The following is a 13,445-nucleotide window of genomic DNA, read 5'->3' on the forward strand; positions in this document are numbered from 1 at the left end:
GTACATGACTGACGCACCTGTCGTAGGCGTCCTGGCACTCCAGGGCGACGTACGGGAGCACCTCATCGCCCTGGCCTCGGCGGACGCCGTGGCCAGGCCGGTGCGGCGTCCCGAGGAGCTCGCCGAGGTGGACGGCCTGGTCATCCCCGGCGGCGAGTCCACCACCATCTCCAAGCTGGCCGTCCTGTTCGGCATGATGGAGCCCCTCCGCGCGCGCGTGCGCGCCGGCTTGCCGGTCTACGGCACCTGCGCCGGCATGATCATGCTCGCCGACAAGATCCTCGACCCGCGCTCGGGCCAGGAGACGATCGGCGGCATCGACATGATCGTGCGCCGCAACGCCTTCGGACGTCAGAACGAGTCCTTCGAAGCGGCGGTCGACGTCCGGGGCGTCGAGGGCGATCCTGTAGAGGGCGTCTTCATCCGCGCCCCCTGGGTCGAGTCCGTGGGCGCCGCGGCCGAAGTGCTCGCCGAGCACGAGGGTCACATCGTCGCCGTACGTCAGGGCACCGCGCTCGCCACGTCGTTCCACCCGGAACTGACCGGCGACCACCGCGTGCACGGCCTGTTCGTCGACATGGTGCGCGCGAACCGGACACCGGAGTCCTTGTAGGATCTGGGGGTCCCCCAGATCCTCAAGGTCCGGGGGAGTTCGTACAGGATGGGTTACGCGAAGGAGACAGGCAGATGTCCGGCCACTCTAAATGGGCTACGACGAAGCACAAGAAGGCCGTGATCGACGCCAAGCGCGGCAAGCTCTTCGCGAAGATGATCAAGAACATCGAGGTCGCGGCCCGCACCGGTGGCGCCGACCCGGGCGGCAACCCGACGCTGTTCGACGCCATCCAGAAGGCCAAGAAGAGCTCGGTCCCGAACAAGAACATCGACTCCGCGGTCAAGCGCGGCGCCGGTCTCGAGGCCGGTGGCGCCGACTACGAGACGATCATGTACGAGGGTTACGGGCCGAACGGTGTCGCGGTGCTCATCGAGTGCCTCACCGACAACCGCAACCGCGCCGCCTCGGACGTCCGCGTCGCCATGACGCGCAACGGCGGCAACATGGCCGACCCGGGCTCCGTCTCGTACCTCTTCAACCGCAAGGGCGTCGTCATCGTCCCCAAGGGCGAGCTGACCGAGGACGACGTCCTGGGTGCCGTGCTCGACGCGGGTGCCGAAGAGGTCAACGACCTCGGCGAGTCCTTCGAGGTCATCTCCGAGGCCACCGACCTGGTCGCGGTCCGCACGGCCCTCCAGGACGCCGGCGTCGACTACGACTCCGCCGAGGCCAACTTCGTCCCGACCATGCAGGTCGAGCTCGACGAAGAGGGCGCCCGGAAGATCTTCAAGCTGATCGACGCCCTGGAGGACAGCGACGACGTGCAGAACGTCTTCGCCAACTTCGACGTGAGCGACGACGTGATGGCCAAGGTCGACGCCTGAGCCGCCAAGGATTCGTTTCGGCGGGCCCGCGGGACACGTCCTGCCGGCCCGCCGTCGTTGTCAGTGGCAGCGGTTAGCCTGTCGGGGACGGATGATGATCGCAGTCCATCGGACCGCAACCATCGATCGAGGAACCACGACGGCGATCAGCCACTTCCGCGAGAGCGGCGGCGGCTCAGCCGCAAAAGGGGGGTCTGGGGTGCGGGTGCTGGGCGTTGACCCGGGACTGACCCGGTGCGGTGTCGGGGTGGTCGAAGGCGTCGCGGGCCGACCCCTGACCATGCGCGCCGTCGGAGTCGTACGCACTCCGGTGGACGCCGAGTTGGGCCTGCGCCTCGTCGCCATCGAGCAGGGCATCGAGCAGTGGCTCGACGAGTACGAGCCCGAAGTCGTCGCCGTGGAGCGGGTGTTCAGCCAGCACAACGTGCGGACGGTGATGGGCACCGCCCAGGCCAGCGCCGTCACCATGCTCTGCGCCGCCCGCCGCGGCCTCCCGGTCGCCCTGCACACCCCGAGCGAGGTCAAGGCCGCCGTCACCGGCAGCGGGCGCGCGGACAAGGCCCAGGTCGGTGCCATGGTCACGCGGCTGCTCAGGCTCGACGCGCCGCCCAAGCCAGCCGACGCCGCGGACGCCCTCGCCCTCGCCATCTGTCACATCTGGCGCGCCCCCGCGCTGAATCGACTCCAACAGGCCGTCGCGCAGAACCGGCTCCAACAGGCCGCCGCCCTGCACGCGTCGAAACCCGCATCGCAGCACGCTCCGAAAGGCCGTACCGCATGATCGCCTTCGTCAGCGGCCCGGTCGCCGCCCTCGCCCCGGACTCCGCGGTCGTCGAGGTCGGCGGCATCGGCATCGCCGTCCAGTGCTCGCCCAATACGCTCTCCGGGCTCCGGATGGGACAGCAGACCAAGCTCGCCACCTCCCTCGTCGTGCGCGAGGACTCCCTGACGCTGTACGGCTTCGCGGACGACGACGAGCGGGGGACCTTCGAGCTGCTCCAGACCGCCAGCGGTGTCGGCCCGCGCCTCGCGCAGGCCATGCTCGCCACGCACTCGCCCGACGCCCTGCGCCGCGCGATCGCCACGGGTGACGAGAAGACGCTCACGGCCGTACCCGGCATCGGCAAGCGGGGAGCCCAGAAGCTCCTGCTGGAGCTCAAGGACCGGCTCGGCGAGCCCCTCGGCACGAGCACCGGCATCGGCGCCCCGGTCAGCACCGGCTGGCGCGACCAGCTGTACGCCGCGCTGATCGGCCTCGGTTACGCCACGCGCGAGGCCGACGAGGCCGTCTCCGCCGTCGCCCCGCAGGCCGAGGCCGCCGAGGGCACACCCCAGGTGGGCCAGCTGCTCAAGGCCGCCCTCCAGACCCTCAACCGCGCCCGCTGAACCACCGGCCGCCCGACCACCAGACCGCGAGGCACACGTGCACGCTGTGTCTTCCCGGGGAGCGCCCCCCGGGATCCCCGACCGGATGACACAGCCGGCATGCCACGGCTAGGAGAACTTCAGTGAACTGGGACGACACGACCGACGAGAGCGACGCCGAGCGGCTCGTCGGCGCGTCCGCCGACCGTGAGGACCAGGCCGTCGAGGCGGCCCTGCGCCCCAAGGACCTGGACGAGTTCATCGGCCAGGAGAAGGTCCGCGAGCAGCTCGACCTCGTCCTGCGCGCCGCCCGCGCGCGCGGCGCCACCGCCGACCACGTGCTGCTCTCCGGCGCCCCCGGCCTCGGCAAGACCACCCTCTCGATGATCATCGCCGCCGAGATGGGCGCCCCCATCCGCATCACCAGCGGCCCGGCCATCCAGCACGCCGGTGACCTGGCGGCGATCCTCTCCTCGCTCCAGGAGGGCGAGGTGCTGTTCCTGGACGAGATCCACCGCATGTCCCGGCCCGCCGAGGAGATGCTCTACATGGCGATGGAGGACTTCCGCGTCGACGTGATCGTCGGCAAGGGCCCCGGCGCCACCGCGATCCCGCTGGAGCTGCCGCCGTTCACGCTGGTCGGCGCCACCACGCGCGCGGGTCTGCTGCCGCCCCCGCTGCGCGACCGCTTCGGCTTCACCGCGCACATGGAGTTCTACGAGCCCGCGGAGCTCCAGCGCGTCATCCACCGCTCCGCGAATCTCCTCGACGTGGAGATCGGCTCGGAAGGCGCCGCCGAGATCGCGGGGCGCTCCCGCGGCACGCCCCGTATCGCCAACCGTCTGCTGCGCCGCGTCCGGGACTACGCGCAGGTCAAGGCGGACGGGATCATCACGCGCGAGATCGCCGCGGCCGCGCTCAAGGTCTACGAGGTCGACGCCCGCGGCCTCGACCGGCTCGACCGAGGTGTCCTGGAGGCCCTGCTCAAGCTGTTCGGCGGCGGTCCGGTCGGTCTGTCCACGCTCGCGGTCGCGGTGGGGGAGGAGCGCGAGACCGTCGAGGAGGTCGCCGAGCCCTTCCTCGTACGGGAGGGACTGCTCGCCCGTACACCGCGCGGCCGGGTGGCGACCCCGGCCGCATGGGCCCATCTCGGTCTGACGCCGCCGCGCCAGTCAGCGGGGGGAAACGGACAAGGGGACCTGTTCGGGGCGTGACGGCGCGGGCACTCGCGGGGTCAGGAACCCCGGTGCCATGCTGAGCGTTGTTCCCTGAGTGCGGACTCGCTTAGACTCCGCCGATGCCGCCCTTGTCGACGGCATACATACCCCCATCCAGCAGGCCGCTCACCATCGCGGTCGAAGAAGGAAGTTCCGACCCGTGAGTCTCGTGACCCTCCTCCCGTTCATCGTGCTCATCGGGGCCATGTTCCTGATGACCCGGTCGGCCAAGAAGAAGCAGCAGCAGGCCGCTTCCATGCGCAATGAGATGCAGCCCGGCTCCGGCGTGCGCACGATCGGTGGCATGTACGCCACTGTCAAGGAGGTCAACGAGGACTCGGTCCTCCTTGACGCCGGCCCGGGCGTCGACCTGCTGTTTGCGAAGAACGCGATCGGCGCCGTGCTTTCCGACGACGAGTACAACCGCATCGTCCACGGCGCCGAGCACGACCTGGACGCGGACGGGTCGGTTGTTCCCGACGACGCCTCCTCCCTCACCGAGACCGACGAGCCCGCCGCCGACGCCTCTTCCGACGCCTCCGACGACAAGCCCCTCGACCTCGGCAAGAAGGACGTGGCCGCCGAGCCGTCCGACAAGCCCGCCGAGGCGAAGGCCGACGAGGCCGACGAAGCAGAGCCGAAGAAGACCGACGGCGAGTCCGACGCGAAGTAGTCACGCCCCGGGGACGCGGCGCGATCCGCTTGCGCTCCGCACCTCCGGGACCTGCGTTTTCGCACGGAATCCCGACACCATGTCATGGCCGCCCCCGCGCTGACCCCGCGCACGGCGGCCCGAGAGGGAGTACGAGAAGGTGGCAGCACCGAAGAAGGGCCGGAGCGCGAGCGCCCAGAGCAGGCCGGGGCGCTCGCTGGCCTTCATCCTGATCGCCATCGCGGCGCTCACGGGGGGGATGTTCCTCTCCGGGCATCCCACCCCGCGTCTCGGCATCGACCTCGCCGGCGGCACGAGCATCACGCTCACGGCGAAGAACGAGCCGGGCCAGCCGAACGCGATCAACAAGACCAACATGAACACCGCGGTCGACATCATGAACCGCCGTGTCAACGGTCTCGGCGTCTCTGAGGCCGAGGTGCAGACCCAGGGATCCGACAACATCATTGTCAACATCCCCAAGGGCACGAACTCCAAGGAGGCCCGGGACCAGGTCGGCACCACCGCGAAGCTCTACTTCCGTCCGGTCCTGGCCACCGAGGTCTCCGGTTCGGCCGCGTCGGCCAGCCCCTCGCCCAGCGCATCGAGCAGCTCCTCCTCGAAGGCAACGGACAAGGCCACCGAGAAGGCGACCTCGTCGAGCTCCGCGAGCCCGACGTCCTCCGCCACCTCCCAGGGCCGTGCGGTCACCGACGCCCTGAAGGCCGACTCCACGCCGTCCGCGAGCAGCTCCGCGAGCTCCTCGGCCAGCCCTTCGGCCTCCTCCAGCGCCTCGCCGTCGGCGAGCAGCAGCGCGAGCGCCAGTGCCGCGGCCACCAAGCTCCAGGCCCAGTACACCGCGCTCGACTGCACGGACAAGGCGCAGCGCGCCAAGGCCGGTGAAGGCGCCAAGGCCACCGACCCCACCGTGGCGTGCGGCAAGAACTCCTCGGGCCAGTGGCAGAAGTACGTCCTCGGCCCCGCCGAGGTCAAGGGCACGGACATCAAGAGCGCCGCGGCCGTCTTCGACACCCAGAGCGCGGCGGGCTGGAAGGTCACCATGGAGTTCACCTCCGGTGGCTCCAAGAAGTTCGCCAACATCACCGGCAAGCTCGCGCAGAACCAGTCCCCGCAGAACCAGTTCGCGATCGTCCTCGACGGTGATGTCGTCTCCGACCCGTTCGTCAACCAGGCGCTGACCGGCGGCAACGCGGAGATCTCCGGCAGCTTCGACCAGACCGAGGCGCAGAGCCTGGCGAACATGCTGAAGTACGGCTCGCTGCCGCTCGACTTCAAGGAGTCGAGCGTCACCACGGTGACCGCCGCGCTCGGCGGCGAGCAGCTGCACGCCGGTCTGATCGCGGGCGCCATCGGCCTCGGCCTGGTCGTCATCTACCTGGTGGTCTACTACCGGGGCCTGTCGATCATCGCCATCCCCTCCCTGCTGGTCTCGGGTGCCCTCACGTACGTGATCATGGCGCTGCTCGGTCCCACCATCGGCTTCGCGCTGAACCTGCCCGCGGTCTGTGGTGCGATCGTCGCGATCGGAATCACAGCGGACTCGTTCATCGTGTTCTTCGAACGCATCCGGGACGAGATCCGCGAGGGCCGCTCCCTGCGCCCGGCCGTCGAGCGTGCCTGGCCGCGCGCCCGGCGCACCATCCTGGTCTCCGACTTCGTGTCGTTCCTCGCCGCCGCGGTGCTCTTCATCGTCACCGTCGGCAAGGTCCAGGGCTTCGCGTTCACGCTCGGTCTGACCACGGTGCTCGACGTGGTCGTCGTGTTCTTCTTCACCAAGCCGCTGATGACGCTCCTCGCCCGCCGGAAGTTCTACGCGAGCGGCAACAAGTGGTCCGGCCTCGACCCCAAGGCCCTGGGCGCCAAGCCCCCGCTGCGCCGTACGCGCCGTCCCTCCGCCCCCGTCGACCCGAAGGAGGCGTGAGATGTCGAAACTCGGCACCCTCGGCGCCCGGCTCCACCGCGGCGAGATCGGCTACGACTTCGTCGGCAAGCGCAAGATCTGGTACGGCATCTCGATCCTGATCACCATCACGGCCATCCTCGGCCTGACGGTGCGCGGCCTGAACATGGGCATCGAGTTCCAGGGCGGCGCCGTCTTCACCACCGGGAAGACCAGCGTCTCGGTGGCCCAGGCCGAGACGTACGCGCAGGACTCGTCCGGCCACGACGCGGTCGTCCAGAAGCTCGGCAACGGCGGACTGCGCATCCAGGTCGCCGGCATCGACACGGACAAGTCCGACAAGATCAAGGACGACCTCGCCAAGGATCTGAACGTCAACCCGGAGTCGATCAACGCGGACCTGGTCGGCCCCAGCTGGGGTGACCAGATCGCCAACAAGGCCTGGGAGGGCCTGGCGATCTTCATGGTCCTCGTCGTGATCTACCTGGCGATCGCGTTCGAGTGGCGCATGGCCGTGGCCGCGCTCGTGGCCCTGATCCACGACATCACGATCACGGTCGGCATCTACGCCCTGGTCGGCTTCGAGGTCACCCCGGGCACCGTGATCGGTCTGCTCACCATCCTCGGTTACTCGCTCTACGACACGGTTGTTGTCTTCGACAGCCTCAAGGAGCAGACGAAGGACATCACCAAGCAGACCCGCTACACGTACAGCGAGATCGCCGACCGCTCGATCAACGGCACCCTGGTCCGTTCGATCAACACCACGGTGGTCGCGCTGCTGCCGGTCGCCGGCCTGCTGTTCATCGGTGGCGGTGTCCTCGGCGCCGGCATGCTCAACGACATCTCGTTGTCGCTGTTCGTCGGCCTCGCGGCCGGTGCGTACTCCTCGATCTTCATCGCCACGCCGCTCGTCGCCGACCTCAAGGAGCGCGAGCCGCAGATGAAGGCCCTCAGGAAGCGTGTCCTCGCCAAGCGGGCCCAGGCCGCCGCCAAGGGCGAGCCCCTGGAGAGCGAGGTCTCCGACGTGATGCTGGACGACGAGCCGGAGGACGACGGGCCCATGGTCGTCGGCCCGCGCAACCAGCCCGCGTCCCGCAACCGGGGCCGTGGCCGACCCTCGGGGAAGCGCCGATGACCGAGCTCATGGACATCACGACGCTGCTGCTCAGCCGTATCCGCGACGTGGCCGACTACCCGGAGCCGGGTGTGATGTTCAAGGACATCACCCCGCTCCTGGCGGACCCGGCGGCCTTCACGGCGCTCACCGACGCGCTGGCGGAGATCGCCGTGCGCGCCGAGGCCACGAAGATCGTCGGTCTGGAGGCCCGCGGCTTCATCCTCGGCGCCCCCGTCGCCGTCCGCGCCGGGATCGGCTTCATCCCCGTACGCAAGGCGGGCAAGCTCCCCGGAGCGACCCTGTCGCAGGCGTACGACCTGGAGTACGGCTCCGCCGAGATCGAGGTGCACGCCGAGGACCTGAGCGGGGCCGACCGCGTCCTGGTCGTCGACGACGTCCTCGCCACCGGCGGCACCGCCGAGGCCTCGCTTCAGCTCATCCGCCGGGCGGGCGCCGAGGTCGCGGGCGTCGCCGTGCTGATGGAGCTCGGTTTCCTGGGCGGTCGCGGCCGTCTGGAGCCCGCTCTCGCGGGCGCTCCGCTGGAGGCGCTCCTCAAGGTCTGAGGGCCGCGGTCGCGACACCTGGGGGAAAGCCCCGGGAAAGGCCTGGGAAGGCCCTGAGACACCCGTAGGACACCGCGGAGGCGGGCCCGGAGGAATCCGGAGCCCGCCTCTCGCGTTCCTCCTGTACGAGGCCGTCCCAGCGGCCGAAAGCGAGCCCGACGCCCAGGATCGCTACCATGGGGTTTCCGGAGCCTGACCGGGGGACCCGGAACGCGCACGAGGAGCCCTCTTGCCAGACGAGGCCCAGCCACTCACCGCCGCCAAGCCCGAGCCTGCCTCGGCCCCCGCGGCGACGCCCGCCAAGAACGCCACGAGCGGGCCGGTCGAGCACGCCCAGTCCGCGCCCGACGACAAGGCGGCCGAGCAGCCACGCCCCAAGCCGGCTTCTCCCGAGCGCCCCGCGAACACTCCGGCGGTCCGTTCCGCGGCCGCCCCGTCCGGCCGCCCCAGCTCCTCCTCCAACCGCGTCCGCGCCCGCCTGGCCCGGCTCGGCGTGCAGCGCTCGAACCCGTACAACCCGGTCCTGGAGCCGCTGCTGCGGATAGTGCGCAGCAACGACCCGAAGATCGAGACGTCGACGCTGCGGCAGATCGAGAAGGCCTACCAGGTCGCCGAGCGCTGGCACCGCGGCCAGAAGCGCAAGAGCGGCGACCCGTACATCACGCATCCGCTCGCCGTCACGACGATCCTGGCGGAGCTGGGCATGGACCCCGCCACGCTGATGGCCGGTCTCCTGCACGACACCGTCGAGGACACCGAGTACGGCCTGGACACGCTCAAGCGCGACTTCGGCGACCAGGTCGCCCTGCTCGTCGACGGCGTCACCAAGCTCGACAAGGTCAAGTTCGGGGAGGCCGCGCAGGCCGAGACCGTCCGCAAGATGGTCGTCGCCATGGCCAAGGACCCCCGCGTCCTGGTCATCAAGCTCGCCGACCGCCTGCACAACATGCGCACCATGCGCTACCTCAAGCGCGAGAAGCAGGAGAAGAAGGCGCGCGAGACCCTCGAGATCTACGCGCCGCTCGCCCATCGCCTGGGCATGAACACCATCAAGTGGGAGCTGGAGGACCTCGCCTTCGCGATCCTCTACCCCAAGATGTACGACGAGATCGTGCGCCTGGTCGCCGAGCGCGCCCCCAAGCGCGACGAGTACCTCGCCATAGTGACCGACGAGGTCCAGGCCGACCTGCGCGCCGCCCGCATCAAGGCGACGGTCACCGGCCGCCCGAAGCACTACTACTCCGTCTACCAGAAGATGATCGTCCGCGGCCGTGACTTCGCGGAGATCTACGACCTGGTGGGCATCCGCGTCCTCGTGGACACCGTCCGCGACTGCTACGCGGCCCTCGGCACCGTGCACGCGCGATGGAACCCGGTCCCCGGCCGGTTCAAGGACTACATCGCGATGCCCAAGTTCAACATGTACCAGTCGCTGCACACGACAGTCATCGGGCCCAACGGCAAGCCGGTCGAACTCCAGATCCGCACCTTCGACATGCACCGCCGTGCCGAGTACGGCATCGCCGCGCACTGGAAGTACAAGCAGGAGACCGTCGCCGGTTCCTCCAAGATCCGCACCGACGTGCCCCGGGCCGCCAAGGGGAGCGCGGGTCAGGACACCGTCAACGACATGGCGTGGCTGCGCCAGTTGCTCGACTGGCAGAAGGAGACCGAGGACCCGAGCGAGTTCCTGGAGTCCCTGCGCTTCGACCTGTCCCGCAACGAGGTCTTCGTCTTCACACCCAAGGGTGACGTCATAGCGCTTCCGGCCGGCGCGACACCGGTGGACTTCGCGTACGCGGTCCACACGGAGGTCGGCCACCGGACGATAGGCGCACGGGTCAACGGACGCCTCGTCCCGCTCGAATCCACTCTGGACAACGGCGACTTGGTGGAGGTCTTCACCTCCAAGGCGGCCGGCGCGGGCCCCTCCCGCGACTGGCTGGGCTTCGTGAAGTCCCCGCGCGCCCGCAACAAGATCCGCGCCTGGTTCTCCAAGGAGCGCCGCGACGAGGCGATCGAGCAGGGCAAGGACGCCATCGCCCGCGCGATGCGCAAGCAGAACCTGCCGATCCAGCGCATCCTCACGGGCGACTCCCTGGTCACCCTCGCGCACGAGATGCGCTACCCCGACATCTCCTCGCTGTACGCGGCGATCGGCGAGGGCCATGTCACCGCGCAGAGCGTCGTGCAGAAGCTGGTGCAGGCCCTCGGCGGCGAGGAGGCGGCCACCGAGGAGATCGACGAGAGCGTCCCGCCCGCGCGCGGACGCGGCCGCAAGCGCCGCTCCAACGCCGACCCCGGTGTCGTCGTCAAAGGCGTCGAGGACGTGTGGGTCAAGCTCGCCCGCTGTTGTACGCCCGTCCCCGGCGACCCGATCATCGGCTTCGTCACCCGCGGCAGCGGCGTATCGGTGCACCGCAGCGACTGCGTCAACGTCGACTCGCTCTCCCGCGAGCCCGAGCGCATCCTCGAGGTCGAGTGGGCGCCCACCCAGTCCTCGGTCTTCCTGGTGGCCATCCAGGTCGAGGCACTGGACCGCTCCCGGCTCCTGTCGGACGTCACCCGCGTCCTGTCCGACCAGCACGTCAACATCCTGTCCGCGGCCGTCCAGACCTCCCGCGACCGCGTCGCCACCTCCCGCTTCACCTTCGAGATGGGCGACCCCAAGCATCTGGGGCACGTCCTGAAGGCGGTCAGGGGCGTGGAGGGCGTGTACGACGTGTACCGGGTGACCTCGGCGCGCAGGCCCTCCGACGGGTCCTGACGTCCGCGGCCCGGCGGCCCGTCGACGGCCCACTACGTAGAGGGGCTCCCGTACGGTGCGTACGGGAGCCCCTCTACGTAGTGGCGGGAAAACCCAGCCGCCTCGGCCGCCTCAGCCGCCGAACTCCTGCAGACCCTTCAACGCCTGGTCCAGCAGCGCCTGACGGCCATCGAGCTCCTTCTGGAGCTTGTCGGCCCTCGAAGTGTTGCCCGCGGCGCGCGCCGTCTCGATCTGGCCCTGGAGCTTGTCCACGGCGGCCTGCAGCTGACCGGTCAGACCCTCGGCACGCGCGCGTGCCTCCGGGTTGGTCCGGCGCCACTCGGCCTCCTCGGACTCCTGCAGAGCCCGCTCCACGGCGTGCATCCGGCCCTCGACCTTCGGGCGGGCGTCGCGCGGCACGTGGCCGATGGCCTCCCAGCGCTCGTTGATGGAACGGAAGGCGGCGCGGGCAGCCTTCAGGTCCTGCACCGGGACGAGCTTCTCGGCCTCCTCGGCCAGCTCCTCCTTGAGCTTCAGGTTCTCCGACTGCTCGGCGTCCCGCTCGGCGAAGACCGAGCTGCGCGCGGCGAAGAACACGTCCTGGGCGCCGCGGAAGCGGTTCCACAGGTCGTCCTCGTGCTCACGCTGGGCGCGGCCCGCGGCCTTCCAGTCCGCCATCAGCTCGCGGTAACGCGCCGCCGTCGGACCCCAGTCCGTGGAGGCGGACAGCGACTCGGCCTCCGCGACCAGCTTCTCCTTGGTCTTGCGGGCGTCCTCGCGCTGCGCGTCCAGCGAGGCGAAGTGCGCCTTGCGGCGCTTGGAGAACGCCGAGCGCGCGTGCGAGAAGCGGTGCCACAGCTCGTCGTCCGACTTGCGGTCGAGTCGCGGCAGTCCCTTCCAGGTGTCCACCAGGGAGCGCAGCCGCTCACCGGCCGCCCGCCACTGGTCGCTCTGCGCCAGCTCCTCCGCCTCGACGACCAGCGCCTCCTTGGAGTGCCGTGCCTCGTCGGACTGCTTCGCACGCTGGACCTTGCGCTCCTCACGGCGCGCGTCGACCGTCTCGACGAGCTTGTCCAGCCGCTTCTTCAGCGCCTCCAGATCGCCGACCGCGTGATGGGCGTCCACCTGTTCGCGAATATGGTCGATCGCGATCTGGGCGTCCTTCGCCGACAGGTCGGTGGTTTTCACTCGTCGCTCGAGGAGGCCGATCTCGACAACCAGGCCTTCGTACTTGCGCTCGAAGTAGGCCAGCGCCTCATCAGGGGAGCCGGCCTGCCAGGAACCGACGACCTGCTCGCCGTCGGCCGTACGCACGTACACGGTCCCCGTCTCGTCGACGCGGCCCCACGGGTCGCTGCTCACAGCGCCTCCTCCACATGATGCCTGCGAGGGGCTTCAGCGCCCCTGGGCATCGTCCACAGTTTCGTCACGGCCAACATAGGCGACCAGCCCGGCGGCTGTCCGCATCCAGCGCGACCGAAATTTCGCAGTTGACGGTCAGGATTTCGCCACGGTCAGCTTGTTGATCACGACCGTCGCGTTGGGCGCCCCGTCGCCCTGGCCTGTGCTCTCTCCGGCCGCGGCGATCTTCTTGAGGACCGTGAGGCCTGACTTGGAAATAGTTCCGAACGGTGTGTAGCTGGCCGGTAGCTGACTGTCCTGGTACACGAGGAAGAACTGGCTGCCACCGGTGTGCTTCTGGCCGGTGTTGGCCATCGCGATCGTGCCCGCCGGGTAGATGCCGCCCTTGAGGCTGGTGTCCTTCAGGTTCTCGTCCGGGATCGTGTACCCGGGACCGCCGCTGCCGGTGCCCTTCGGGTCACCGCACTGCAGTACGTAGATGCCGTTCGTGGTGAGCCGGTGGCACTTGGTGTGGTCGAAGAACCCCTTGCCCGCGAGGAAGTCGAACGAGTTCACCGTGTGCGGGGCCGCGGCCGTCTTCAGCGCGACGTCTATGTCGCCGCAGGTCGTCGCCAGCTTCATCGTGTAGTCCGCCGACTTGTCGATGCTCATCGCCGGCTCCGTCTTCCAGCTCAGCGACTTCACCGCGCCTTCGGCGGGCTTGGCGCACGGGTCCGGCGCCTTGCTGCTCGGGGAGGCGCTCGGCGTGACCTCCGCGCCCGCGTTGGCCTTCTTGTCATCGTTCTTGAAGAGCCCGGTCGCGTACGACACCACACCGCCGACGACGATCACGCCGACGACCGACGCGATCACCGTATTGCGCATGTGTGACTTGCGCCGCGCGGCCGTACGCCGCTGCTGCTGCCGCAAGAACTTCTCCCGGGCGAGCTGACGCCGCCGCTGTTCCTGGGTGACCACCGGGTTATCTCCTCATGCGTCTCGTACGTCAAGTGGGACGCGTGCGTCTTGTGAGCCGACCGCCTGCGTGTGCCCCGTACCGTATATGGGTTAGCTGAGGAA

12 protein-coding genes are annotated in these 13,445 nt (G+C 69.5%); 10 read left to right on the forward strand and 2 right to left on the reverse strand.

Going from position 1 to position 13,445, the window contains the following annotated elements; all coding sequences use genetic code 11:
* The first annotated feature begins 4 nt into the window (after nucleotides 1–4).
* The 10 genes from pdxT to SMIR_RS32385 all read left to right on the forward strand — a co-directional run bounded on the left by pdxT (nucleotide 5) and on the right by SMIR_RS32385 (nucleotide 11,045).
* Nucleotides 5–613, forward strand: coding sequence for a pyridoxal 5'-phosphate synthase glutaminase subunit PdxT (gene pdxT / locus SMIR_RS32340; RefSeq protein ID WP_168490048.1), 609 nt, complete (start codon nucleotides 5–7; stop codon nucleotides 611–613).
* Between the two features lie 74 nt (nucleotides 614–687).
* Complete coding sequence (locus tag SMIR_RS32345) at nucleotides 688–1,440, forward strand: YebC/PmpR family DNA-binding transcriptional regulator (protein ID WP_054233944.1); 753 nt, start codon at nucleotides 688–690, stop codon at nucleotides 1,438–1,440.
* A 199-nt stretch (nucleotides 1,441–1,639) separates the two neighbouring features.
* The gene (gene ruvC, locus SMIR_RS32350; protein WP_168490047.1) at nucleotides 1,640–2,221 is read left to right on the forward strand and encodes a crossover junction endodeoxyribonuclease RuvC; all 582 of its coding nucleotides are present in this window, start codon (nucleotides 1,640–1,642) and stop codon (nucleotides 2,219–2,221) included.
* Nucleotides 2,218–2,826: a Holliday junction branch migration protein RuvA gene (gene ruvA, locus SMIR_RS32355; RefSeq protein ID WP_212727700.1), complete on the forward strand. Its 609-nt coding sequence runs from the start codon at nucleotides 2,218–2,220 to the stop codon at nucleotides 2,824–2,826. The genes ruvC and ruvA overlap by 4 nt, the downstream gene beginning before the upstream one ends.
* A 122-nt stretch (nucleotides 2,827–2,948) precedes the next feature.
* A complete protein-coding gene (ruvB, locus tag SMIR_RS32360; RefSeq protein WP_101406236.1) occupies nucleotides 2,949–4,019 on the forward strand; it encodes a Holliday junction branch migration DNA helicase RuvB in 1,071 nt (356 codons plus the stop codon).
* A 163-nt stretch (nucleotides 4,020–4,182) separates the two neighbouring features.
* The gene (gene yajC, locus SMIR_RS32365; protein WP_075027567.1) at nucleotides 4,183–4,695 is read left to right on the forward strand and encodes a preprotein translocase subunit YajC; all 513 of its coding nucleotides are present in this window, start codon (nucleotides 4,183–4,185) and stop codon (nucleotides 4,693–4,695) included.
* 139 nt (nucleotides 4,696–4,834) lie between these two features.
* On the forward strand, nucleotides 4,835–6,616 hold the full coding sequence (gene secD, locus SMIR_RS32370) for a protein translocase subunit SecD (protein ID WP_168490046.1): 1,782 nt from the start codon (nucleotides 4,835–4,837) through the stop codon (nucleotides 6,614–6,616).
* A gap of 1 nt (nucleotide 6,617) precedes the next feature.
* Nucleotides 6,618–7,733, forward strand: a complete 1,116-nt coding sequence (gene secF, locus SMIR_RS32375; RefSeq protein ID WP_168490045.1) for a protein translocase subunit SecF — start codon at nucleotides 6,618–6,620, stop codon at nucleotides 7,731–7,733.
* Nucleotides 7,730–8,278, forward strand: a complete 549-nt coding sequence (locus SMIR_RS32380) for an adenine phosphoribosyltransferase (RefSeq protein WP_168490044.1) — start codon at nucleotides 7,730–7,732, stop codon at nucleotides 8,276–8,278. Before secF ends, SMIR_RS32380 begins: the two co-directional genes overlap by 4 nt.
* 229 nt (nucleotides 8,279–8,507) lie before the next feature.
* Complete coding sequence (locus SMIR_RS32385) at nucleotides 8,508–11,045, forward strand: RelA/SpoT family protein (protein ID WP_168490043.1); 2,538 nt, start codon at nucleotides 8,508–8,510, stop codon at nucleotides 11,043–11,045.
* 111 nt (nucleotides 11,046–11,156) lie between these two features.
* On the opposite strand, the gene SMIR_RS32390 is transcribed toward SMIR_RS32385, so the two are convergent.
* Together SMIR_RS32390 and SMIR_RS32395 are read right to left on the reverse strand one after the other, a co-directional pair.
* Nucleotides 11,157–12,386 carry a DUF349 domain-containing protein gene (locus SMIR_RS32390; protein ID WP_101406241.1) on the reverse strand — a complete coding sequence of 410 codons (1,230 nt, stop codon included), beginning with the start codon at nucleotides 12,384–12,386 and terminating at the stop codon, nucleotides 11,157–11,159.
* Nucleotides 12,387–12,521: 135 nt separating this feature from the next.
* Nucleotides 12,522–13,343, reverse strand: coding sequence for a peptidylprolyl isomerase (locus tag SMIR_RS32395; protein WP_212727701.1), 822 nt, complete (start codon nucleotides 13,341–13,343; stop codon nucleotides 12,522–12,524).
* Nucleotides 13,344–13,445: the final 102 nt, after the last annotated feature.

It is taken from the genome of Streptomyces mirabilis (genome assembly GCF_018310535.1).
Classification (GTDB): Bacteria; Actinomycetota; Actinomycetes; order Streptomycetales; family Streptomycetaceae; genus Streptomyces.